Here is a 21,952-nt window from a genome sequence, read left to right as displayed (position 1 = left end):
GTTATCCGTCGCCGCAGCCACCGCACCCCGACCCACCACGGCCGTACCCGCCACCATCCCAACCCCGCCCGGAACCACAACCGCCGCACCCGGCCCCGCCGTGGTCGTGCCCGGCACCATCCCAACCCCGCCGGGAGCCGCAACCACCGCACCCGGCCCCGCCGTGGCCACGTCAGACGCCGTGCCGGCCGTATCCGTCGCCGCAGCCACCGCACCCCGACCCACCACGGCCGTACCCGCCACCATCCCAACCCCGCCCGGAACCACAACCGCCGCACCCGGCCCCGTCGTGGTCGTGCCCGGCACCATCCCATCCGCGCCCGGAGCCGCAGACGCCGTGTCGGGCGTCGGCGCGGACGGTGAGGGGGCCGGACGCGTGGTCGCTTCCAGGCCCGGGTCCTGGCGGAGCACCGCCTGGTGGAGGGCGGTGAGGGCGGGGCCGGGGTCGACGCCGAGGTCCTCGGCGAGGTGGGAGCGCAGGGCCTCGTAGGAGGCGAGGGCCTCGCTCTGGCGGCCGGCGAGGTAGAGCGCCCGCATCTGGAGGGCGCGCAGGCGCTCCCGCAGGGGGTGTCGGGCCACGAGGTCGGCCAGTTCGCCGGTGAGGAGGACGTGGTCTCCCGCATCGAGGCGGGCCTCGGCCTGTTCCTCCTGCACAGACAGCCGCTGCTCGGCGAGGCGCCCTGCGGCCACCCGTACGAACTCCTGGTCCGCGAAGTCGGCGTAGGCGGGCCCGCGCCACAGATCGAGGGCCTCGGTGAGCAGCGCGGCCCTGGCGCGCGGGTCCCGGAGGGGGCGGGCCTCGGCCACGAGGGCGCGGAAGCGGTCGGCGTCCACCTCGTCGGCCGCGGGGTCGAGCCGCAGGCGGTAGCCCGGTGCCTGCCGTACGACGCGGTCGCGGCCGAGCACGCGGCGCAGCTGGGAGACCTTGGCCTGGAGGGCACCGCTCGGCTTGCCCGGCGGTTCGTCGCCCCACAGGTCATGGACGAGGCGGTCGGCGGAGACCGGCTCCCCGTCGTGCGCGAGCAGATCCGCGAGCAGTGCCCGGACCTTCAGCTCGGGAACCCTGACCGTCTCCCCCTCGTCGTCCCACACCACAAGTGGCCCGAGCACCCCAAACCGCATGCGAGCAACCGTACATGTCCGGGCGCGGCGGGCCCGGGTGCGGGCGTGGCCCGCCGAACCGGCCCCGGCGCCGAACGTCAGCGAACCGTAAGCGGTCCCGAAGTCCCTTCGACCTTCCCTTCGACGTTCCCTTCGACGTCCCTCCGAAGCACATCCGAAGCACCTCCGAAGCACCTGCCCGCACAGTCGTTCCCGTCGGGTGACCTGGCGCATCCGGCAGGGGCGCCATGCGGAGGGAGCGGTAGGCATGACCAGGTACGCGGGCAGAAGGGCCGTGGTCGTCGGGCAGTCCACCGGGATCGGGCTGGCCATCGCCAAGCGTCTCGTGGAGGGCGGCGCGAAAGTGCTGCTGACCGCGGGCTCCGCCCGGGAGCGGGAGCACGCGAAGGTCGAGTTGGGCTCCGCCGCGCGTGTGGTCGCCCCGGACTCGGTCCAGTCCGGCCTCGGGCCCGTCGGCGGCATCGACCTCGTGTTCGCCGGCGCCGCAACGAGCGCGCGTCCGCTGCTGCCGTACCTCACGGACGGCGGCGCCGTCGTGCTCACCGCTCCCGCCCCGACCCCGGCCACCGTGCGCGCGCTCGCCGCCGAGCTCGCCGCCCGCGGCATCCGTGTCAACGCCGTGGCCCCGAACTGTATCGAGGCGCCCGCCGGCGGCGCCGCACCCCTGCCACCGCTGGGCCGGCTCGGCTCCGCCGAGGAGGTGGCCCGTGCCGCCCTCTTCCTCGCCACGGACGCGACGTTCACCACGGGCGCCCGGCTCCCGGTCGACGGCGGCCTCCGCCACCACCCGTAACCGGCTGTCCAGGAACCGCCCCCGGCACCGAACGTCCCCCGGCACCGAACGCACCCCATCCCGTCCCCGAAGATCCGGAGATCAGGACATGAGCACCTCACCAGACACCACCACCGCCCCGGGAAAGGACACCCGCGCCGCACCCGACGGCCAGGGCGGGAGCGACGAGCGGCAGAAGCTCCCGCTCCTCGCCCTGCTGGCCCTGGCCACGGCGGTCTTCATCACCAGCCTCACCGAGACGCTCCCGGCGGGCCTGCTCCCCGCGATGAGCAACGACCTCCATGTGAGTGAGTCGGCGACCGGCCAGACGGTGACGATCTACGCGATCGGTACCGCCCTGACGGCGATCCCGCTGACCGCGGCCACCTCGGCCTGGCGGCGCAAGGTGCTGCTGCTGACGGCCATGGCGGGCTTCGCCGTGGCCAACACCGTCACGGCCGTGTCGTCGGTCTACGGTCTGACGATGGTGGCGCGGTCCGTCGCCGGTGTCGCCGCCGGCCTGGCCTGGGCCCTGCTCGCCGGGTACGCACGGCGCATGGCGCCCGTCCCCTTGCAGGGCAAGGCGATCGCAGTCGCCATGGCGGGCATCCCGGTGGCACTCTCCCTCGGCGTACCGGCCGGTACCTTCCTCGGCGAGACGCTCGGCTGGCGCACGGTGTTCCTGGCGATGACGGGGCTCACCGTCGTACTGCTCCTGTGGATCTTCGCGGCCGTGCCGGACTACCCCGGGCAGGAGCGCGGTGAGCGTCCGAAGATGCTGAGCGCGCTGCGCGTCCCCGGCGTGGCCCCGGTCCTGTTCGTCACGCTGGTCTTCGTCCTGGCCCACACCATCCTGTACGCGTACGTCGCCACGTTCCTGGAGGACCTGGGCATGGGTGGCGACACCGACCTGGTGCTGCTCGTGTTCGGTGCCGCCTCGCTGGTCAGCATCTGGATCGTGGGCGCCCGGATCCATCGCCGGCTGCGCGCGCTGACCATCGCCGGCGCCCTGCTGGTCGCCGCGTCCGCGGCGCTGCTGGCGGTCCTCGCCGACAACACCGCCCTGGTGTATGTCGCCGCCCTGCTGTGGGGTCTGGGCTGGGGCGGCGTGCCCACCCTGTTGCAGACCGCGGCGGGCGACGCCGGCGGCGAGTCCGCCGACGCGGCCCAGGCCATGCTCGTCACGCTGTGGAACGTAGCCATGGCGGCCGGCGGTGTGATCGGCGGCATCCTGCTCGACGCGATCGGCAGCGACTCCTTCCCGTGGACGACGCTGCTGCTCCTGCTGCCGGTGCTCGCGGTCGTCGTCCTCGCCCGCAGCCACGGCTTCCCCGCGAAGCGGCCCGCCGCCTAGGCGTTCCGCGCAGGCGTTCCGCCGGAAGTGCCGTGATGTGCGGCCGTTCGTCAGCGGCGCCATCGTGGTCGGTCGCCAAACGGTCCTCGGACGTCCCGCCACCCGGGGGAGTCCGAGGGCCGTCCGGGTGCCGTCTCCCCCAGAGAAAGGAATCCCCCATGCGCATCGGTGAGCTGTCGGAGCGCACCAACACCTCCCGCAGGCTGCTGCGGTACTACGAGGAGCAGGGCCTGGCCCCGGAGATCATCGCCACCCTGGAGCGTCAGCGCGACCGTATGACGGAACGCATCCCTCCCTGGTCCGTCACCGCGACGCCACGGCCCAGTACATCGACGCCGTACGCGACCGCCGACCGCCGCCCGACCTGGCGACTTGACCCTCGCACCAGTATCACCGCCGGAGCGTGGACCCATGACTGAACAACTGCTCCATCACGTCGAGTTCGGCACCGGCACGCCCGTCCTGCTGTTGCACGGCTACACCATCGACCACCGGCTTCTGCTGCCCCTCGAACCGGTCTTCGCCGAGCGGGACGGCTGGCGTCGGCTCTACGCCGACCTGCCGGGGTCGGGGCGCTCACCACGGCTGTCCGGGCCGGTCACGGCCGAGGCCATGGGAGAGGCGGTGCTGCGGTTCGTCGACAGGGTCATCGGGGACGAGCCCTTCGCCGTCGTGGGGATCTCCTACGGCGGCCAGCTCGCCCGGCACGTCGTCGCCGAGCGCTGCGCGCAGGTCCTCGGTACGGCCCTCATCGCGCCGCTGGTCAAGCCGAGCGGCGAGCGGGCGGTGCCGGAGCGCGAGGTGCTCACGCGTGACGAGGCGCTGCTGGCGTCCCTCGCCCCGGCGGACCGCGAGGTGTTCGCCGCCATCGCGGTGCACCAGGACGAGACGGGCTGGAACTCCTTCCGCGACCACGTGCTGCCGGGGATCCGCAGCCATCACCGCGAGGACGCGGCCGCGCTGCTGAAGGCGTACATGCTGACCGAGACCCCGGAGGCACGGTTCGGCACGCACGCCGGGCCGCACCTGCTGGTGACCGGACGGCAGGACCATCTCGTGGGCTGGCGGGACCAGTTGGAGCTGCTGGAGCACTACCCGCACATGACGTACGCGGCGGTGGACGGCGCCGGTCACAACGTCCACCTCGACCGGCCCGCTGTCGTCCACGGCCTGCTGGGCGGCTGGCTGGACGCCCTGGCGGCGAGCGCCGGGGTGGTGGGCAACACTCTGCACCGACCTACGTCTTCCCGCTCACCCGGGTCATCGAGGCGCTGCGGGGCAGGTGGAAGAGGAACGTCCTCCTGCCCGCCGCCCTCCTCGGGCTCGCCGTCGTCGTCGAGGAGCTGTGGGCCCCGGGCCTGCTGACGATGCCGGCTCTGACGATCTACGCGGTGTGCGTCACCGTCTCGGTGCTGTCGACGCGCTACGGGCCGTTCACCCGAAGTCGGAAGGGCGCTCCTGCCCCGTGGGCGCGTCCCAGTGGTGCGGCTCCCCGCCGCTCAGCAGCTCCGCTGCCTGGTTCTGCGTGTGTGCGGCTGCCATCTGGGCCTCCGCCACGGCGTCTCCGCGTTCACGCACCAGGTCCTCATAGATCGGTGGGTGATCGTTTCCGGCGGTACTGCGCGTCACAGTGCCGATCCTTCCGCTGGTTGCTGCCGTAAGGCGCTGTCGAGCCGGACAGGGACCCCTGCCCGGCCCACAAATTCAACACAGCCGAAGGATCGTATTTGAGGAGGAAACGTAGCTCCGATGCGCCCATCGTGAAAATGTCCCGTGGCGCCGGGGCCCGACGGTGGCCGGCGGATCAGTCCTGGTGGTCGGTCGGGAGCATCGCCCAGACCGTCTTGCCCAGGGGCTGCCGCCGGGTCCACCCCCAGTGCTCGGACAGGGCGTCGATGATGCGCAGCCCGCGACCGTGCTCGTCGAAGAGGTCGCTGGTGTGCGGGTACACGGGCGGGCTGTCGCTCGGGTCGGTGACGGCGCAGACGAGGTGGGCGGGGCGGCGGAGGCTGAGCTTCAGCCAGATCTCGGCCTCGCCCTGGGCGGCGGAGTGGGCGGCCGCCGAGTGCCGTACGCCGTGCTGTACGGCGTTGGCGGCCAGTTCGGTGACCACCATGAGGGCGTCGGCGCTGCAGTGGTCGAGCGCCCAGTCGCCGAGGGTGCGACGGACGAAGTCGCGGGCCTGACCGCATCCCCGTTCGGTGCCGGTGAGCCGCAGGGCGACGGAGCGGGGCGGGATGCGCGGGGGGTCGGGCCTGGTGACAGGGCGCCGGTCCGGGATGTCGGGGAGCGCTTCCGGCGTCCCGGCCAACCCCGCAGGTGACGCAGCGCTACCGGGCACTCGAAGCCCTTCGTACGCAGGTAAGGACACAACGTCTCCCTGATACACGGTCAGGACGAGGCGGCTGCGCAGCAGTTGACGCCACGCACTATTATCCACGCCGACGGCGCCTCCGTGCAATTTCACGGGAAATTGCGCGCGCGGTGTCGACCCTGAGCACGTGGTGCGGTCCGGGCCCCTGGGGCGGCGGGGCGTGCGCGTGGTGGAACGTGAGCAAGGAGAGTGCAGTGCCAACAGCACAGAACGGCGTGCGGGCAAGCTCGTTGGGCGTCCACTGGATCAAGAGCCGGCACAGCAATGCCGAGGGCAACTGCGTCGAGGTGGCCTCCCTGGGCGACGGCAGCATCGCGATGCGCAACTCCCGCCACCCCGACGGGCCGGCCCTCGTCTACACACCGGCCGAGATCGCCGCCTTCCTGGCGGGCGCCAAGGACGGGGAATTCGACCACCTCGTGTGATCCGGACTCCCAGAGCTCCAAGGGCCCTGTCCGGGAGCCAGAAACCCGCGCGGAAGCGGAAGTTGAGCCATCCACTTCCCGCGGTTCCGGCGGCACGAGGCGGCGGGATGCGATAATGCGGTCTGTCGTATGCCGGTCTACCGGGAGTCAGGATGTCCGCCGAGTCACCTCGCATCTCCCGCCTCGAACCGTATCTGAACCGCACCGAGCCCGCGCCGACCCTGCTCAAGATGCTGGTCGGCGTCCAGCTGGCGGGGATCCGCGAGGACGTCGGTCTCTCCCAGGACCAGGCGGCGCGTGCCGTGGGGTTCAGTCCGGCGAAGCTGTCGCGCATCGAGGCGGGCAAGGGCCGTCGGCCGCCCACGGAGGCCGACGTGCGCGCCCTGCTGGAGCACTATCGCGCGGACGACTACGAGGCGTCGGTGCTGGTGCAGTTGCTGCGGCGGGCCGGTGAGCCGGGATGGTGGCAGCGCTACGACAAGCGGCTGATGCCGGAGTGGTTCGACCGGCTGGTCGGGCTACAGGAGGCCGCGACTGCCATCCGTACCTTTGAACTCCAGTACATTCCCGGCCTCTTGCAGACCGAGGCCTACACCCGTGCCGTGGTGGAGCGCGGGCTGCCGACCGCGCCGACTCGTGAGGTGCAGCGGCGGGTGGAGCTGCGGATGCGTCGGCGGGAGCTGCTGCACCGCCCGGACCCGCCCCGGCTGTGGGCGATCGTCGACGAGTCGGTGCTGCTGCGGGTGCTGGGCAGCCGCGAGGTGATGCGCGAGCAGCTGGAGTACCTGGAGGAGATGGCCCGGCTCCCCCATGTGACGGTGCAGATCGTTCCGCTGGACGTCACCAACGCCTCGGCGCCCGCCATCCCCGTCACGTATCTGCGCTTCGGCGGCGTCGATCTGCCCGACATCGTCTATCTGGAGCACATCAAGAGCGCCGCCTTCCTGGAGGACCAGGACGAGACGGAGGAGTACCGGATCGCCCTGGACCGGCTGGGCGACGAGGCCCTCGACCCGCGCGAGTCACTCAAGCGACTGCGCGAGACGAAGGCCCGTTACGCACCTGCTCCTTGACTACCGGAGCCGCCCCACGCCGCCGAACTCGATCCATTCCTGGGTGAGCTGGCGGGGCGCCACCTCGGTGTCCGGCCGCCAGGTGGAGACCTCCACCAGCCCCGGCTCCAGGACGTCCAGCCCCTCGAACCACTGGGCCACGTCCTTCTCCTCACGCACCCGGCCCCAGTGCCCCTGGGTCGCCTGGTCCATGAAGTCGGTGACGAAGTCGCGGACCTCGGGGTCCTCGCTGACCAGCTGGCACATCACCATGCAGCTGCCGGGCACGAGCCGCTCGGCCACGCGGCGGGCCACGGCGAGCGGGCCGTCGGTCTCGCTGTCGGGGATGCAGTGGAACACCGAGTTGAACAGCACGGCCACCGGCTGCGAGAAGTCGATCAGGCGCTTGGTGTCGGCGTGCGAGAAGATGCCGTCGGTGTCGCGCATGTCGGCGTGGATGACGGCGGTGTTCTCGTTCTGCTCCAGCAGGGCGCGGCCGTGGACCAGGACCATGGGGTCGTTGTCGACGTACACCACGCGCGAGGAGGGGTCGACGGCCTGCGCGACCTGGTGGACGTTGTTCTGCGTGGGCAGGCCGGAGCCGTGGTCGAGGAACTGCCGGATGCCGTAGTCCTCGGCCAGCGTCCGGACCACCCGCTGCAGGAAGCGCCGGTTGTTCAGCGCGAGGGCGCGGGTGCTGGGGACGACCTTGTCCAGCTGTTCACAGGCGGCGCGGTCGGACGCGTAGTTGTCCTTGCCGCCGAGGTAGTAGTCGTACATCCGTGCGGCTGTCGGGACCGTGGCATCGATCGACGTGGACAGCTGCTTTCCAGGTTCCATGGTTCCCCCAGGGGCAGGCCGGCCGAGGAGAGCACCTCGCCGACAACACATCCTAGGGAGACGGCAGTTGGTGGGGCCAGTCCATCGGTCAACCGTCGGACGAACGTTCACACTGAAGGGCATGACCCGATGGTTCAGGCGCGTGAGCGCACCCGACGCGAAGATCCGGCTCGTCTGCTTCCCGCACGCGGGCGGAGCGGCCGGCCACTTCCATGACTGGGCGACGCTGGCCCCGCCGGAGATCGAGGTCATGGCGGTGCAGTACCCGGGCCGCCAGGAACGCCTCGCCGACCCGTGCCCGGCCACGATGGCGGAGCTGGCGGACGCGATCACTCGGGCGCTGCTGCACGAGACGGCCGACGGCCTGCCGCTGGCCTTCTTCGGCCACAGCATGGGTTCGTCCGTGGCGTACGAGGTGGCCCGCCGCCTGGCGGACGTCCCCGGCCGCACCCTCGCCCACCTGTTCGTGTCGAGCCGGGCCAGACCCCGCACCGAGCAGGAGGAGGCGCCCCGCCCTGCCCCGACCGACGGCGAGATCCTCGCCCACGTCCGCAAGTTGGACCCGGAGGGCGCCGCCGTCTACGAACTCCCCGAACTGCGGAACATGATCATGCCGGCCCTGCGCGCGGACTTCCGCCTGCTGGCCGCGTACCGCCCGGCTCGCCTGCACCGGCTGGAGATTCCGGTCACGGCCCTCGGCGGCGACCGTGATCCGGCGTGCACGGTCGAGGACCTGCGGTCCTGGTCGGACGTCACGGCGAAGGGGCTGGACATCGAGGTCTTCGAGGGGGGCCACTTCTATCTCGGCTCGCGGAAAGAGGAGTTGCTGGCGTTCATCACCGCACAGCTGTCGTGAGGCGGCCTGTCGAACGGACGTGCAGGCGAAGGAAAAACTGGGCATGTTTCCTTTCACCTTCAACGACCAGAGGGGGCATGCCGGATGAGCGAGGCCGCCGCGTCCGCGCCCCGCAGGGTCGTCGTCACCGGGCTCGGGGCGGTCACGCCGCTGGGCGTCGGGGTCGGGGCGTTGTGGCAGGGGCTGCTGGACGGGCGGCACGGGATACGGGAGTTGGAAGGGGCGGAGTTCGACGGGTTGCCCGTACGGATCGCCGGGACCGTCCCCGAGGATCCCGCACGGCTGCTGCCCCGGCCGGTGGCGCGGCGGATGAACCGGGCCGCGCACATGGGCGTGCTGGCCGCGCGGGAGGCGTGGGCCGACGCCGGGTTCGCCGAGGGCGGTACCCGGGAGAGCGGGATCGATCCGGAGCGGGTGGGGGTGAGTCTGGGGGCCATCCTCGGTGACGCGTCCGTGCTGGTGGGCGGGGACCGGAAGCTGCGGGAGAAGGGCCCACGGGCCGTCTCGCCGCTCACCACCCCGATGACCGTGCCCTCGCAGGCCGCGTCCCAGGTCTCCCTCGATCTGCACATCACGGGCGAGGCCCGGACCGTGACGAGCGCCTGCGCATCGGGGACCGAGGCCATCGGGCAGGCGATCGACCGCATACGGTACGGGCGCGTCGACGTCGCTCTCGCGGGCGGCGCCGAAGCCGTCGTCACCCCGGCGATCATGGCGTCCTTCGCCGCGATGCGGGCGCTGGCCGACGGGGACCCCGCGGAGGGCTCGCCCTCCCGGCCCTTCGCCAAGGACCGCGGCGGGTTCGTCAACGGCGAGGGCGCCGGCATCCTCGTCCTGGAGGCCGAGGAGCACGCCCGGGCCCGTGGAGCGCGGATCTACTGCGAGGCCGCCGGGTGGGGACTCTCCGCCGACGCCCACCACATGGCCGCCCCCGACCCGTCCGGCACCGGCGTCGCCCTCGCGCTCCGGCGCGCCCTGCGGGACGCCGGGGGCCGTCCCGGGGACGTCGTCCACGTGAACGCCCATGCCACGGCGACGATCGAGGGCGACCTCGCGGAGGCGGAAGCGCTGCGGGCGGTACTCGGGAGACGCCCGGTACCGGTCACCGCGCTCAAGGGACACCTGGGCCATCTCCAGGGCGCCGCGGGCGGCGTCGAGGCCGTGGCGGCCGTACTGACCCTGCACCACGCGGTGGTGCCGCCGACCGTGGGGTGCCGGGAGGTCGACGACGCGATCGACCTGGATGTGGTGACGGGAGCGGCACGGGCCCTGCCGGAGGACGGCGACCTGGTGCTGAGCAACTCGTTCGGCTTCGGCGGCCACAACGCAGTCTTGGCACTGAGACGCCTTCACTGACGCGTCCCCATAGGGGCGCGGGGCTGTATCGATATGCGGCTCCGCCGCGTGGGCGCGATCAACCACACACACGCCGCACTCGCGAGACAACACCCCCACGCAGACGTTCAGGCGCTCATGACGCGCGCTTACGGGACGCCGTCTTCTTGGCGGTCGTCTTCTTGGCAGCGGTCTTCTTCGCCGCTGTCTTCTTCGTTCCCTGAGTCGTCTTCGCCGTCGACTTCTTCGCCGAGGCCGCCGTCTTCTTCGCCGCCGTCTTCTTCGACGTCGCCGTCGACTTCTTGCCCCCCGCCTGCTTCGGTGAAGCCTTCGCCGCCTTGCGCTGCGGCAGCCGTCTGACCTCCCCCTTCGCCTCGGCCGGCGCCTCTCCACGCGACTCCTTCGCCGCCCGCACGCTGCTCTCCAGGGCCGCCATCAGGTCGAGGACCCTGCCCCCCGCCGCCGGCTCAGGAGCCTCCGGCGGCGCCTCGCCGGCGGCCTTCGCGGCGACGACCTCCTCCAGGGCCTCGCGGTACTCGTCGTGCAGTTCGGAGAGGTCGACCTCGCCGAGGGTGTCCATCAGGGCGTCCGCGAGGTCCAGTTCCTTGTCGTTCACCGTGACCCGCGTGTCCGGCGCGACCCCCTCGGGCTCGCGCACTTCGTCCGGCCACAGCAGGCCGTGCATGGCGATGGCGTCGCCGACCACCCGCAGCATGCCCAGCCGCTCCCGGCCCCGCAGGGCGAACTTCGCGATCGCCACCTTCTGGCTGCGCTTGAGCGCCTCCCGCAACAGGGTGTACGGCTTCGCGGCCGGCGCCCCGCCCGCCGCGAGGTAGTACGCGCTGTCCATGTGCAGCGGGTCGATACGGTCGGCCGGCACGAAGGCCACGATCTCGATCGTCTTCGCCGTCGGAAGCGGAAGGTGGGCCAGGTCCTCGTCCGTGATCGGGATGATCGTGCCGTCCGCGTCCTCGTACCCCTTGCCGATCTCGGCCTGGGTGACCTCGTGGTCGTCCAGCTCGCAGACCTTGCGGTAGCGGATGCGCCCACCGTCCTCCGTGTGGATCTGGCGGAAGGAGATCGAGTGGCTCTCCGTCGCGTTCACCACCTTGATCGGGATGCTGACCAGGCCGAACGAGATGGCGCCGTTCCATATGGATCGCACGTGCAGCACCCTTTCGGTCGGTTCGCGAGATTTCCCCGGACATCCACCACAATTTCTGGAATTCTCATCGTATGACGCCGATCACAGAGGTGGAGGGGCGACGGCTCGCGCTCAGCAATCTGGAGAAGGTGCTGTATCCGGCGACCGGCTTCACCAAGGGCGAGATGCTGCACTACTACGCCACCACGGCCGACGCCCTGCTGCCGCATCTGCGGGATCGGCCGCTGTCCTTCCTGCGGTACCCCGACGGCCCGGACGGCCAGGTGTTCTTCGCCAAGAACGTCCCGCCGGGCACCCCCGACTGGGTCACGACCGCCGAGGTCCCCCGCGTCGAGGGGCCGGCGCGCATGGTGCTGGTGCAGGACCTCTCGAGCCTGATGTGGGCCGCCAACCTCGTCACGGAGCTCCATACGCCCCAGTGGGTGATCGGCGCGCCCGGCGAGGCCGACCGGCTGGTCTTCGATCTCGACCCCGGCTCGCCCGCGACCGTGGTCGAGTGCTGCGAGGTCGCGCTCTGGCTACGGGCGCGGCTGGCCGCCGACGGCATCGAGGCCTACGCCAAGACGTCCGGCTCGAAGGGCCTGCATCTCACCGCGGCCATCCGGCCCGCCCCGTCCGAGCAGGCTACCGAGTACGCCAAGGAACTCGCCGTGGAGGCCGAGAAGGCCATGCCCCGGCTCGTGATCCACCGGATGACCAGGAGCCTGCGCCCCGGAAAGGTCTTCGTCGACTGGAGCCAGAACGCCGCCCGCAAGACGACGGCGACCCCCTACACCCTGCGCGCCCGCCGCGAGCCCACCGTCTCCGCACCGGTCACCTGGGAGGAGGTGACGGACTGCCGTTCCCCAGGCAGCCTGACCTTCCTCGCCCCGGACCTGGCCCCACGCCTACAGGACTACGGCGACCTGCTGGCTCCTCTCCTCGACCCGAGCCGGTCGGGCACGCTGCCCTGATCAACTCAGCCATGCCAGACCCGGCGGTCCCTTGCCATCGCATGCAGCGCCTCCACATCCGCCGGCTTCAGCACCCCGCCCACCCGGGCCAGCCCGTCCAGTTCGGTGTCCCGGAGGACCCGTACCTCCCGCAGCGGCCCGGGGATCACCACGTCGGCGGGGGCGACCAGGGCGAGGACGGGGCGGACCTCCGCGGTCAGGGCGTAGGAGGCGCGGTCGGCGTCGGCGCGGACGCGGCGCAGCAGGGGGTACGGTTCGCGGCGGCCCAGGGAGACCATCGGGTCGGCGATCGTCACCTTCTGCTTGCGGGCGTACAGGGAGTGCAGCGCGAACAGACCGCCGGGGCCGATGACCAGATGGTGGATGCGGTCGCCGCCCGGCAGCGCGATGGAGTGCAGCGCGTGCCAGCCGGCGCCGTCCAGCCGGTCGAGGACCTCGCCGACCGTCTGCTCCGCGGCCAGCGCACGGCGGCGCGGGTCGGGGCGCAGCCGGCGGGTGGGGCCGGGATCGCGGTCGAGGGCCACCAGGAGCGCCTCGCCGGGCCGGTTGGGCGCCAGGTCGTCGTCCGGGTGGAGGGTCAGCCGGGCCAGTTCGGCGGGGGTCGGGACCGGTGGCGGGCCCACGGCCACCGGTCCGGTGACGAAGGGGCCGAGGGCCTCCAGCACCTCGTCCCTGCGGTCCTCGCTGAGCAGGTTGATCCGGGCCGCCTCACGGTCGTACCAGGCGATGTTCCGCCCGTCCGTGAGGCAGACGTAGAGCCGTTCCTGGCCGTGCCGCCAGGTCGGTATGACGCGCAGTCCGCTCATGCACCATCACCCCACTGACCATGGGAACAGGCAGGGTGCTGCGCGGGCAAGAACCTGGTTACCTTTGAGAGGAGTTGGGCAGACACCCCGGGTGGCGTGGTTGGGGAGGCGCCGTTGCGTACCCGCAGGAAGCAACCCGACGTACCGGCTCCGGACAGCCCGTGGAACGAGATCGTGCCCGGCCTGTGGATGGGCGGGCACGAGTTCCGGGGGCAGTCGGGGCAACTGGAGTTCGCGGTCGTCCGGGACGAGTTCGATCTCGTACAGACTCTGCTGCGGCTGCCGGGCCACGGGCCCGACCCCGGCGTCGAGCACCATGTGTGGCCGATCCCGGACGGGCCGCTGGACGGGACCCAGCTCGCGGGAGTGATACGGCTGGCCGAGGCGGCCTGCGAGGCACTGGACGCGGGCCGCAGGGTCCTCGTCCGCTGTTACCACGGGTACAACCGCTCGGGGCTCGTCATCGCCCACGCCCTGGTCCGCCGCAACCACTCCGCCGAGCGGGCGATCCGGCTGATACGCTCCCGCCGCTCTCCGTGGGCGCTGCACAACGAGCTGTTCGTCGAGTACCTCCGGGCCGGCCTGTCGACCGCCCGGCTCCTGGAGGAACTCGCCGAGTAGCCGGGTGCGCCGTCCGCCCACCGGGTGCGCAAAAAGGACTTCCGTACGAATAGGGTGTACGGGCCGACAACCGTCCCGAGCCCCAGGAGAGCCGTGCCCCGCAGTCGCCCCGTGTGCATCGCCGCGCTCAGCGCCCTTGTCGCGCTGCTGCTGGCGTGCGCCACGGCCTGCGGTGACGCCGGGGGGCTCCAGGGCGCGGGCCCGACCGAGACCGCGGTCAGCCCCGACAAGCTCTGGCCGCAGCTGACGCCGGCGTCCAGCCCCGCCTATGTCATCGGCGAGGTGAACCGGGAGGTCGTCAAGGGGGTCGCCGTCCCCGGGGGCGACATACGCGAGGTGGATCCGGTCGCCGTGGTGCGCAAGGAGATCGCCGAGGCCCCGGGCGACTACACGGGCGCCAAGGCGCAGTACCGGACGACCGGCCGGCTGATGGCCGAGTGCGCCATGGGCGCCGGACGCGGCAGGTGCCCGGTCCTGCAGCCGTACTACCGGGATCTGACCGGCGACGGGCAGCCCGACCTGACGGTGGGCTTCCGGCTGATGCCCGGCAACCAGACCGCGGTGCGCGTGTACACCGTCGAGAAGCGCAAGCTCGTGCAGGTGATGGAGTGGGACGACGCCATCAGCGGCGTCGAGCTGGCCGGGCGGTCGGTGATCATCCGCTCGCCGTCCGAGGTCGCCGGGTACGAGTACCGGCTGCAGTGGACCTGGGACGCCGACCAGAAGGCGATGCTGCTCACGCACGACGAGATGCTGCGCACCGGCCCGCACAAGAACAAGACCCCGCATCCGTCGCCGTCGCATCGCTCCCCCTCGCCGTCCGCCTCCCCCTCGCGCTCCGCCTCTCCCTCCGGGGGCTCGCCCGCTGCGAGCACTCCATGAGGCTCGCACTCCCCCAGTGGGCCGGCACGCTCGCCGTGAAGGCCGCCCTCTTCATCACGGTGATGTGCTGTGCGCTCGCCACGCTGCTCGGCATCCTCGTGCACGTCTCGGTGACGAACCAGACCGTCGGCCAGGCCCGCGACCGTGCCCTGGCCCGCCTGGAGGACGCCACGAGGGCGTTCGAGGCCGGGGACACCCTCGCGCCGGGCGCCCGGCTGGATCCGCCGGATCTGCCCCGGTCACTGCGGGATCTGGCGCTGGCCGGGGACCGGGGCACGATGGTCGCCGATCACCACGGGCGGCCCATGATGTGGGCGGCGGGCCCGGTCGACGACGAGCGGGTCCTCGCCGTCGGGATCGACTACTCGCAGCAGGCCCGCACCATCGACGGTCTCGACCGCGCGATCCTGTGGTCTTCGGGGCTGGCGATCGGGGCGACGGTGCTGGTGGGCGCCTTCGCCGTGACGCGGGTGACGCGGCGGCTGCACGCCACGGCCCGGGTGGCCCGGCGGATCAGCGGGGGCGACCTGGACGCGCGGGTCGACGATCCCCGTACGAAGGATCCGAGCCGGCCGCAGGACGAGGTGGCCGCGGTCGCCGCGGCGCTGGACACCATGGCTTCCTCGCTGCAGGGCAAGCTGCTCGCCGAGCAGCGGTTCACCGCGGACGTGGCGCATGAGCTGCGCACGCCGCTCACGGGGCTGCATGCGGCGGCCGAGCTGCTGCCGCCGGGGCGGCCGACGGAGCTGGTGCAGGACCGGGTGGCCGCGTTGCGCACGCTGACCGAGGACCTGCTGGAGATCTCGCGGCTGGACACCGGGCGGGAGCGGGTGGAGCTGGACAGCGAGCCGCTCGCCGCGCTGGCCGAGCGGGTGGTTCGGGCGTCCGGCACCGAGACCGAGGTCGTCGTCGTACGGGATGTCGTGCTGGAGACCGACCGGCGGCGGCTGGAGCGGGTTCTCGGCAACCTGGTCGCCAATGCGCACAAGCATGGGCGGGGGCCGGTCGTGCTGACCGTGGACGGGCCCGTGGTCACCGTGCGGGATCACGGTGTGGGCTATCCGGAGTATCTCGTCGCGCACGGGCCTCAGCGGTTTCGCACGGAGGGCGGTGCCAAGGGGCACGGGCTCGGTCTGACCATCGCTTTGGGGCAGGCGGAGGTTTTGGGGGCTCGGCTGACGTTCGCCAATGCGGTGGATGGGGGCGCCGTGGCTACTTTGACGTTGCGGTAGCTGTTTGGTGCGGACACGAGCTCGGGACTGCTCGTTGTTCGCCGTCTGCGGGTTGTGGGGGCTTGTCGCGCAGTTCCCCGCGCCCCTGAGCGCGCGCCCCTTCGGGGCGCTGCGCTCCTATGGCCCAGCATCGCGCGCGGCTCTCCTCCGTTACTCCTAATGTGGCGTTTAGTCAGGTTTGCCCCACTCTGATGGAGGTACCTCCCATGACCCTGCGCTCCCGCATCCCCATATCCCTGGCCGCCGGCGCCGTCGCCGTCGCGGCCTTCGCCACGCCCGCTGTCGCCGACGACGAGTGGGGGCAAGGCGGTGACCACGACCGGCAGTTCACGAGGGGGGTCGTCACCGCGAGCACGCTGCTGCTGCGCAGTGCGCCCAATCGGGGCAGTCAGGTGATCCGGGTCGCACACGAGGGGGACGTCGTCAGGATCTTCTGCCAGTGGTTCGGTGAGAGCGTCCAGGGCAACAACCGCTGGTACCTCCTCGCGGACGGCACCTGGGCCTGGGGGTCGGCCCGGTTCATCGAGACAACGCGGTCGCCGCGCTTGTGCTGACGCAAGGCACACAAGACATACAATTTGGGTAAGTTCCGGACATGACCAAGGCCGGAACCCCCCTGGTGGCAGCGGACGCGCCCGCTCCCGCCGTACCCCTCCCCCGGCGCCGTGGCATCGAACTGGCCCTCATCGTCGTGGCCGTCCTGCTCTCCGTGTACGGCTACTGCGCGGTCGGCATCGCCAGGCAGGGGACCGTCCCGCCCGGCGCCGCCGGTTACGGCGCCGGGCTCGGCGTGCTCGCGTTGGTCGCGCATCTGGCGGTGCGGGTGCGCGCCCCCTGCGCGGACCCGCTGCTGCTGCCGATCGGCGTGCTGCTCAACGGCCTCGGCCTGGTCCTGATCTACCGGCTGGACCTGGAGACGCCGGACGACCTGGCGGCGCCCACCCAACTCGTGTGGTCCACGCTGGGGGTGGGCCTGTTCATCGTGGTCGTGCTGCTGCTGCGCGACCACCGCGTGCTCCAGCGCTACGCCTACGTGTGCGTCGTGGCGGCTCTCGTGCTGCTCACGCTGCCGATCTTCTTCCCGTCCGTGAACGGCGCCCGCATCTGGATCCGGATCGCCGGATTCTCCATCCAGCCCGGCGAGTTCGCGAAGGTGCTCCTCGCGGTGTTCTTCGCGGCGTATCTGGCCGCCAACCGCAGTGCGCTGGCGTACACGGGCCGCCGGGTCTTCGGGATTTCCCGGCTGCAGCTGCCCACCGGGCGCGTGCTCGGGCCGATCGTCGCCATCTGGCTGCTGAGCGTGGGGGTGCTGGTCCTCGAACGGGACCTGGGGACCTCGCTGTTGTTCTTCGGGCTGTTCGTGGTGCTGCTGTACGTCGCCACCGGCCGCACCGGGTGGATCGCGGTCGGCCTGCTGCTCGCGGCGGTCGGCGCGGTGGCCGTCGGGCAGTTGGAGCCGCATGTGCACAGCAGGGTGGAGGACTGGCTGCATCCGTTCGCCTCCATCGAGGCGGGCCAGGGACCGAACCAGCTGTCCCAGTCGCTGTTCGCCTTCGCGGCGGGCGGCCTGGTCGGCACGGGACTGGGCCTCGGCCACTCGATCATGATCGGCTTCGCGGCCAAGTCGGACTTCATCCTGGCGACCGCGGGAGAGGAGCTCGGCCTGGCGGGACTGTCGGCGATCTTCCTCCTCTACGGCCTGCTGGTGGAGCGAGGGTTCCGGGCGGGGCTGGCCCTGCGCGACCCCTTCGGGCGGCTGCTCGCGGTGGGGCTCGCCTCGATCGTGGCACTGCAGGTGTTCGTGATCGCGGGCGGGGTGACGGGGCTGATCCCGCTGACCGGCATGGCGATGCCGTTCCTGGCGCAGGGCGGCTCGTCCGTGGTCACCAACTGGGCGATCGTGGCGCTGCTGATCCGGGTGAGCGACAGGGCGCGGAGCCGGTTCGGCATTCCCAAGGACGTGGCCGGGAACCTGCCCGAGGACGCTCAGGCCTCCCAGGGCGGGGAGGCCCCCGTGGTGACGGGACACGACGACCGTGCGGAGGCCGCCCGATGACCCGGCACATCCGGCACGCCGCCTTCTTCTGCGCCCTGCTGCTGGTCGCGCTGCTCGTGAACGCCACCCGCATCCAGCTCGTCGAGGCCCGCTCCTACGACGACAACATCGCCAACCGCCGCAGCACCATCGCCCGTTACGGGCAGCCCCGCGGCGACATCCTGGTCGGCGGCGCACCGGTGACCGGCTCCCGGGACACCGGCGAGCACCTGCGCTACGAGCGGACGTACACCAACGGCCCGATGTACGCCCCCGTCACCGGCTTCGCCTCGCAGACGTACGGCACGACCTTCCTGGAGCACGCCGAGGACGGCATCCTGTCCGGCACCGACCCGCTGCTGTCGCCGTTCCCGATGTGGAACGGCTCCGCCCGCGACCGGCACCCCGGCGGCGACGTCGTCACCACCCTGCACCGGGGCGCGCAGGAGGCGGCGTACGAAGGGCTGGCCGGCCGCAAGGGTGCGGTGGCGGCCGTGGAGCCGTCGACCGGGCGGATCCTGGCCCTGGTGTCCTCCCCGTCGTACGACCCGTCCGTCCTGTCCGGGAACGGCTCGGCGGTGCCCCGGTCCTGGGAGTCGCTGAACCGCGATCCGGACAAGCCGATGCTCAACCGGGCGGTGCGCAAGACGTATCCCCCGGGGTCGACCTTCAAGGTGGTGACCGCGGCGGCGGCGCTGGACGCGGGCGTGGTCGAGGACCTGGACGAGCCGACCCGCTCCCCGGATCCGTACCGCCTGCCGGGCACCAGGACCAAGCTGACGAACCCGTCCGAGGGCTGCAAGGACGTTCCGCTGCGCAAGGCGTTCGAGTGGTCGTGCAACACGGTGTTCGCCCGGCTCGGTGTGCGGGTGGGCGCGGAGCGGATGGCGGCGACGGCGAAGGCCTTCGGGTTCAACGACCCGGATCTGAGGATCCCGTTCTCGGTCGCCGAGAGCACCTTCGACTCGAAGGTGGACCGGGCGCAGCTCGCCCTGTCGTCGATCGGGCAGTACAACACGCGGGCCACCCCGCTGCAGATGGCGATGGTGGCGGCGGCGGTCGCCAACGGCGGGCAGGTGCGGTCGCCGTATCTGGTCGAGCGCACGATGCGGGCGGGCGGCTCCACGGTGGCGACGGGCGGGTCGCGCCCGATGCAGCAGGCCATGCGCCCGTCGACCGCCCGCCTGCTCAAGGAGCTGATGGCGGACGTGGTGCGGGAGGGCACCGGCACGAACGCCTGGATCCCCGGCGCGACGGTGGGCGGCAAGACCGGCACCGCACAGCACGGCCTCGGCAACTCCGGTACGCCGTACGCCTGGTTCGTGTCGTGGGCACAGGGCGACCACGACCTGGAGCCCAAGGTCGCGGTCGCCGTGGTGGTGGAGGACGCGGACGCGGACCGGGGCGAGATCAGCGGGGGCGGGGACGCGGCGCCGATCGCCCGGTCGGTGATGAAGGCGGTGCTGAAGTCACCCGCGGGCGACGGCCGTTGACGTCGGTTCCTGGATCAGGGCGGTCGGCAGGGCGACGTACGCGGTGACGCCCGTGCCCTGGGTGGGGCGGAGCTCGACATGGGCGCCGAGGCGGGCGGCGAGGGCGCCGACGACATGGTGGCCGAGGAACCGGGTCGGGGCGCTGTGCAGGGAGTCGCCCCTGCCGGACAGGACCGCGTTGGACTCGGCCAGGCGCTGCGGGGTCATGCCGATCCCGCGGTCCACGACGGCCAGGCAGTACTCGGTGCCGTCCCGCCAGCCGTAGATCTCCACGGGCTGCTTGGGCGGGCTGAACATCAGCGCGTTCTCCACCAACTCGGCCAGGAGGTGGGACAGTTCGGCGACGCAGTGGCCGCGGACGCCGCACTGCTGGATGTCCACGGCGGCCACCCGCCGGTACTGCTCGACCTCCGACACGGCCGACCGCACCACGTCGGCCACCGCGACCGTACCCTTCCAGGACCGGGCCGGCGACTCCTCACCGGCGAGCACGAGGAGCGACTCGGCGTTGCGGCGCATCCGGGTGGCCAGGTGGTCGAGTTCGAAGAGCTCGGCGAGGGCGTCCGGGTCGAGCTCCTGGCTCTCCAGGGTGGTGATCAGGCCGAGCTGCCGGTTGAGCAGGCTCTGGTTGCGGCGGCCGAGGCTGGCCAGGGACTCGGTGCTGGTGCGGCGCAGCACGGCCTGCTGGGCGGCGAGGCCGACGGCGGTGTCCTCGACGTTGCGCAGGGCGGCGGCCAGGCGGCTGATCTCCCGTGCACCGCCCGGCAGTTCGGGCCGCTCGGCCTCGTCGGTGAGGGGTTTGTCCGGGTCGGCCTCCTGGATCCGCCGGACGGCCTCCGGCAGCCGGGTCCCGGCGACGGCGTCCGCCTCGTCGGCGAGGGCGCCGAGCGGCCGGGTGATGGAGCGGGCCGAGAAGACGGCGAGCGCGACGGCCACGCCGAGGATCAGCACGCCGAGGGCGAGGAAGCCGCCGAGCTGCCGGGTGGCGGCGGAACCGGCGTCGGCGGCGTGCGCACGGACGTCGTCCCCGACGGACCGCTGCACCGCGTGCAGATCGTCGACGAGGGTCGTCATGTCGGCCCACCAGCGAGCCGGGGCCACGGTGAGCGCGGACCCGTCGGCCCCACGCTCGGCCCGCGCCTCGTACCCGGCGACCCGGCGCGCGGCGGCCGTACCGAAGGCGTCGTCCAGCGCGGCCTCCTCGTCCGCACCGGCGAGCTGCCGGAACTGCCCCACGGCGGCCACCCGGGTGGCCCGCACCTCCGTGAAGGCGAGGTACTCACCGGACCGGAACCGGCCGGCCGCGAACACCCCGTTCAGCGAACCGCGTTCGAGCGCGACGGCCTCCGTCGCCCGCGCGAGCGCCTGGAGCGCCTGCACGCCCTGCGCGATGCGCCGGTCGCCGTCGGGGGCACCGGCCGACTCGGCGTCGACGAGGGCGGTGACCGCCTTGGTGTACGTCCGCAGGGTGGCGGCACGGTCGGCGGTCCCTGCGTCGACGTCCTCGCGTGTCGCGGTGAGGGCGGCGAGGGGAGCGTCGGCGGCCCGCAGGGCCGAGGCCGCGGCACCGGGCAGCGCACCGCCCTCCTCGTCGAGCGCGGTACTCAACGCCTCTCGCGCCCTGTCGGTACGGCCGCGCTGGGCGACGACGTCATCGCGATACCCCTTTTCGCCGCCCAGCAGCCCGTTGGTCAGCCCGCGTTCGCGCTGCACCTCCCGGACGAGCTCCTGCGCCCGCAACAGCACCCCGACGTGCGCCTCGGTCCCCCGGGCGGCGGACCAGTCGGCGGCCCGGTCGGCGACGCCGAGTCCGATGAGGGCGAGCAGGAGGCAGGTCGGAACGGCCAGCACGATGGCCATACGGCCACGGATGGAGTGCCAGCCGGGAAGCGTGGCAGGTCGGCGGACGGTCGAGCGGAGGGTGGTCAGTACATTCCCCGTCATGCCCCACGACGCTACGGGCGGGCCGGTCAGGGCATGATTTCCCCTCCGTAAGACAGCCGTAGACAGGTACTCACCGCGGCGCCGTCCCGCCTGTGAAAGGGGACATGTGCCCACGTACTGAGACGGCCCCTGGGCCCGCCGCCCGCACCCGACCTATCGTTCGGGCCATGACGCCATCGACCGCACCGGAAGCCGCCTACGAACTCGCCCAGGTCAACATCGCCCGCCTCAAGGCCCCGCTGGACTCACCGCAGTTGAAGGACTTCGTCGACAACCTCGAACCCGTGAACGCCGACGCCGAGGCCGCGGACGGTTACGTCTGGCGGCTGCAGGACGACTCCGGCGACGCCACGGAGATCTCCGTCTTCGGCGACCCCTGGCTGATCATCAACCTGACGATGTGGCGTGACACGAACGCCCTCACCGCGTTCATGTACCAGGGCCGGCACCGCGAGATGCTGGCCCGCCGCCGCGAGTGGTTCGAACGGGTGCAGGAAGCGATGACGGCCCTGTGGTGGGTCCCGGCGGGCCACCGCCCGACGGTCGCGGAGGCCGAGTCCCGCCTCCTCCACCTCCGTACGAACGGCCCGACCCCGTACGCCTTCACCCTGCGCACGTCGTTCCCGCCGCAGGGGGCGGAGGCCGTGCCGGTCGAGGTGCCGGAGGGGCTGGGCTGCTCGGTCTAGGAGGA

21 protein-coding genes and 2 pseudogenes are annotated in these 21,952 nt (G+C 72.2%); 16 read left to right on the top strand and 7 right to left on the bottom strand.

Features of this window, described 5'->3' with window-relative positions; genetic code table 11:
- Positions 1-1,122, bottom strand: a 1,122-nt coding sequence (locus tag ACIBU0_RS11355) for a BTAD domain-containing putative transcriptional regulator (RefSeq protein WP_398815168.1), incomplete at its 3' end; no start/stop codon positions are given.
- Positions 1,123-1,369: 247 nt separating this feature from the next.
- On the opposite strand from ACIBU0_RS11355, the gene ACIBU0_RS11350 reads away from it, so the two are divergent.
- The 4 genes and pseudogenes from ACIBU0_RS11350 to ACIBU0_RS11335 all read left to right on the top strand — a co-directional run bounded on the left by ACIBU0_RS11350 (position 1,370) and on the right by ACIBU0_RS11335 (position 4,613).
- Complete coding sequence (locus ACIBU0_RS11350) at positions 1,370-1,915, top strand: SDR family oxidoreductase (protein WP_398815165.1); 546 nt, start codon at positions 1,370-1,372, stop codon at positions 1,913-1,915.
- A gap of 88 nt (positions 1,916-2,003) precedes the next feature.
- Positions 2,004-3,248: an MFS transporter gene (locus tag ACIBU0_RS11345; protein WP_398815159.1), complete on the top strand. Its 1,245-nt coding sequence runs from the start codon at positions 2,004-2,006 to the stop codon at positions 3,246-3,248.
- Positions 3,249-3,406: 158 nt separating this feature from the next.
- Positions 3,407-3,624: pseudogene (locus ACIBU0_RS11340) on the top strand (MerR family DNA-binding transcriptional regulator).
- 35 nt (positions 3,625-3,659) lie between these two features.
- Positions 3,660-4,613: an alpha/beta fold hydrolase gene (locus ACIBU0_RS11335; protein WP_398815156.1), complete on the top strand. Its 954-nt coding sequence runs from the start codon at positions 3,660-3,662 to the stop codon at positions 4,611-4,613.
- Between the two features lie 69 nt (positions 4,614-4,682).
- Here ACIBU0_RS11335 and ACIBU0_RS11330 read toward each other — a convergent pair whose 3' ends face one another.
- Together ACIBU0_RS11330 and ACIBU0_RS11325 are read right to left on the bottom strand one after the other, a co-directional pair.
- Positions 4,683-4,877 carry a hypothetical protein gene (locus tag ACIBU0_RS11330; protein ID WP_398815153.1) on the bottom strand — a complete coding sequence of 65 codons (195 nt, stop codon included), beginning with the start codon at positions 4,875-4,877 and terminating at the stop codon, positions 4,683-4,685.
- Between the two features lie 175 nt (positions 4,878-5,052).
- Positions 5,053-5,559, bottom strand: coding sequence for an ATP-binding protein (locus tag ACIBU0_RS11325; protein ID WP_398815151.1), 507 nt, complete (start codon positions 5,557-5,559; stop codon positions 5,053-5,055).
- Positions 5,560-5,816: 257 nt separating this feature from the next.
- Here ACIBU0_RS11325 and ACIBU0_RS11320 point away from each other — a divergent pair, with 257 nt between their 5' ends.
- Together ACIBU0_RS11320 and ACIBU0_RS11315 are read left to right on the top strand one after the other, a co-directional pair.
- A complete protein-coding gene (locus ACIBU0_RS11320) occupies positions 5,817-6,047 on the top strand; it encodes a DUF397 domain-containing protein (protein WP_398815148.1) in 231 nt (76 codons plus the stop codon).
- 152 nt (positions 6,048-6,199) lie between these two features.
- A complete protein-coding gene (locus ACIBU0_RS11315) occupies positions 6,200-7,120 on the top strand; it encodes a helix-turn-helix domain-containing protein (protein WP_398815145.1) in 921 nt (306 codons plus the stop codon).
- Here the strand turns inward: ACIBU0_RS11315 and ACIBU0_RS11310 are convergent, their stop codons facing one another.
- Complete coding sequence (locus tag ACIBU0_RS11310) at positions 7,121-7,939, bottom strand: SAM-dependent methyltransferase (protein WP_398815142.1); 819 nt, start codon at positions 7,937-7,939, stop codon at positions 7,121-7,123.
- 121 nt (positions 7,940-8,060) lie between these two features.
- On the opposite strand from ACIBU0_RS11310, the gene ACIBU0_RS11305 reads away from it, so the two are divergent.
- A complete protein-coding gene (locus ACIBU0_RS11305) occupies positions 8,061-8,795 on the top strand; it encodes a thioesterase II family protein (RefSeq protein ID WP_398815140.1) in 735 nt (244 codons plus the stop codon).
- A 54-nt stretch (positions 8,796-8,849) separates the two neighbouring features.
- Positions 8,850-10,151: pseudogene (locus tag ACIBU0_RS11300) on the top strand (beta-ketoacyl-[acyl-carrier-protein] synthase family protein); the annotation flags it as partial.
- A gap of 115 nt (positions 10,152-10,266) precedes the next feature.
- On the opposite strand, the gene ACIBU0_RS11295 reads toward ACIBU0_RS11300, so the two are convergent.
- The gene (locus ACIBU0_RS11295) at positions 10,267-11,304 is read right to left on the bottom strand and encodes a Ku protein (RefSeq protein WP_398815137.1); all 1,038 of its coding nucleotides are present in this window, start codon (positions 11,302-11,304) and stop codon (positions 10,267-10,269) included.
- Between the two features lie 62 nt (positions 11,305-11,366).
- Here ACIBU0_RS11295 and ligD point away from each other — a divergent pair, with 62 nt between their 5' ends.
- Positions 11,367-12,248, top strand: coding sequence for a non-homologous end-joining DNA ligase (ligD, locus tag ACIBU0_RS11290; RefSeq protein ID WP_398815134.1), 882 nt, complete (start codon positions 11,367-11,369; stop codon positions 12,246-12,248).
- 5 nt (positions 12,249-12,253) lie between these two features.
- Here the strand turns inward: ligD and ACIBU0_RS11285 are convergent, their stop codons facing one another.
- Positions 12,254-13,054 (bottom strand): nuclease-related domain-containing protein, encoded by an 801-nt coding sequence (locus tag ACIBU0_RS11285; protein WP_398815131.1) that lies wholly within the window; start codon positions 13,052-13,054, stop codon positions 12,254-12,256.
- A gap of 114 nt (positions 13,055-13,168) precedes the next feature.
- Between ACIBU0_RS11285 and ACIBU0_RS11280 the strand changes: the two genes are divergently transcribed.
- The 6 genes from ACIBU0_RS11280 to ACIBU0_RS11255 all read left to right on the top strand — a co-directional run bounded on the left by ACIBU0_RS11280 (position 13,169) and on the right by ACIBU0_RS11255 (position 19,317).
- On the top strand, positions 13,169-13,675 hold the full coding sequence (locus ACIBU0_RS11280; RefSeq protein ID WP_398815129.1) for a dual specificity protein phosphatase family protein: 507 nt from the start codon (positions 13,169-13,171) through the stop codon (positions 13,673-13,675).
- Between the two features lie 93 nt (positions 13,676-13,768).
- Positions 13,769-14,557 (top strand): hypothetical protein, encoded by a 789-nt coding sequence (locus tag ACIBU0_RS11275; protein ID WP_398815126.1) that lies wholly within the window; start codon positions 13,769-13,771, stop codon positions 14,555-14,557.
- Positions 14,554-15,789, top strand: a complete 1,236-nt coding sequence (locus tag ACIBU0_RS11270) for an ATP-binding protein (RefSeq protein WP_398815123.1) — start codon at positions 14,554-14,556, stop codon at positions 15,787-15,789. Before ACIBU0_RS11275 ends, ACIBU0_RS11270 begins: the two co-directional genes overlap by 4 nt.
- 206 nt (positions 15,790-15,995) lie before the next feature.
- On the top strand, positions 15,996-16,343 hold the full coding sequence (locus ACIBU0_RS11265) for an SH3 domain-containing protein (protein WP_398815120.1): 348 nt from the start codon (positions 15,996-15,998) through the stop codon (positions 16,341-16,343).
- A 41-nt stretch (positions 16,344-16,384) separates the two neighbouring features.
- Positions 16,385-17,845: an FtsW/RodA/SpoVE family cell cycle protein gene (locus ACIBU0_RS11260; protein ID WP_398815117.1), complete on the top strand. Its 1,461-nt coding sequence runs from the start codon at positions 16,385-16,387 to the stop codon at positions 17,843-17,845.
- Positions 17,842-19,317 (top strand): penicillin-binding transpeptidase domain-containing protein, encoded by a 1,476-nt coding sequence (locus tag ACIBU0_RS11255; protein ID WP_398815114.1) that lies wholly within the window; start codon positions 17,842-17,844, stop codon positions 19,315-19,317. Before ACIBU0_RS11260 ends, ACIBU0_RS11255 begins: the two co-directional genes overlap by 4 nt.
- Here the strand turns inward: ACIBU0_RS11255 and ACIBU0_RS11250 are convergent.
- On the bottom strand, positions 19,294-21,261 hold the full coding sequence (locus ACIBU0_RS11250; RefSeq protein ID WP_398815111.1) for a nitrate- and nitrite sensing domain-containing protein: 1,968 nt from the start codon (positions 21,259-21,261) through the stop codon (positions 19,294-19,296). The genes ACIBU0_RS11255 and ACIBU0_RS11250 overlap by 24 nt on opposite strands.
- A 167-nt stretch (positions 21,262-21,428) precedes the next feature.
- On the opposite strand from ACIBU0_RS11250, the gene ACIBU0_RS11245 reads away from it, so the two are divergent.
- Positions 21,429-21,947, top strand: a complete 519-nt coding sequence (locus tag ACIBU0_RS11245; protein ID WP_398815108.1) for a DUF3291 domain-containing protein — start codon at positions 21,429-21,431, stop codon at positions 21,945-21,947.
- The last annotated feature ends 5 nt before the right edge of the window (positions 21,948-21,952 follow it).

Origin of the sequence: Streptomyces sp. NPDC049627 (assembly GCF_044465645.1) — a bacterium.
Classification (GTDB): Bacteria; Actinomycetota; Actinomycetes; order Streptomycetales; family Streptomycetaceae; genus Streptomyces.
This window is presented reverse-complemented; position numbering and strand designations above follow the sequence as displayed.

What these genes read in the sequence shown, in the direction of transcription:
- ACIBU0_RS11265 (WP_398815120.1), top strand. Translation starts at nt 15,996, where the DNA reads ATGACCCTGCGCTCCCGCATCCCCATATCCCTGGCCGCCGGCGCCGTC.
- ACIBU0_RS11285 (WP_398815131.1), bottom strand. Translation starts at nt 13,054, where the DNA reads ATGAGCGGACTGCGCGTCATACCGACCTGGCGGCACGGCCAGGAACGG.
- ACIBU0_RS11310 (WP_398815142.1), bottom strand. Translation starts at nt 7,939, where the DNA reads ATGGAACCTGGAAAGCAGCTGTCCACGTCGATCGATGCCACGGTCCCG.
- ACIBU0_RS11245 (WP_398815108.1), top strand. Translation starts at nt 21,429, where the DNA reads ATGACGCCATCGACCGCACCGGAAGCCGCCTACGAACTCGCCCAGGTC.
- ACIBU0_RS11345 (WP_398815159.1), top strand. Translation starts at nt 2,004, where the DNA reads ATGAGCACCTCACCAGACACCACCACCGCCCCGGGAAAGGACACCCGC.
- ACIBU0_RS11255 (WP_398815114.1), top strand. Translation starts at nt 17,842, where the DNA reads ATGACCCGGCACATCCGGCACGCCGCCTTCTTCTGCGCCCTGCTGCTG.
- ACIBU0_RS11260 (WP_398815117.1), top strand. Translation starts at nt 16,385, where the DNA reads ATGACCAAGGCCGGAACCCCCCTGGTGGCAGCGGACGCGCCCGCTCCC.
- ACIBU0_RS11250 (WP_398815111.1), bottom strand. Translation starts at nt 21,261, where the DNA reads ATGACGGGGAATGTACTGACCACCCTCCGCTCGACCGTCCGCCGACCT.
- ACIBU0_RS11270 (WP_398815123.1), top strand. Translation starts at nt 14,554, where the DNA reads ATGAGGCTCGCACTCCCCCAGTGGGCCGGCACGCTCGCCGTGAAGGCC.
- ACIBU0_RS11350 (WP_398815165.1), top strand. Translation starts at nt 1,370, where the DNA reads ATGACCAGGTACGCGGGCAGAAGGGCCGTGGTCGTCGGGCAGTCCACC.
- ACIBU0_RS11335 (WP_398815156.1), top strand. Translation starts at nt 3,660, where the DNA reads ATGACTGAACAACTGCTCCATCACGTCGAGTTCGGCACCGGCACGCCC.
- ACIBU0_RS11315 (WP_398815145.1), top strand. Translation starts at nt 6,200, where the DNA reads ATGTCCGCCGAGTCACCTCGCATCTCCCGCCTCGAACCGTATCTGAAC.
- ligD (WP_398815134.1), top strand. Translation starts at nt 11,367, where the DNA reads ATGACGCCGATCACAGAGGTGGAGGGGCGACGGCTCGCGCTCAGCAAT.
- ACIBU0_RS11305 (WP_398815140.1), top strand. Translation starts at nt 8,061, where the DNA reads ATGACCCGATGGTTCAGGCGCGTGAGCGCACCCGACGCGAAGATCCGG.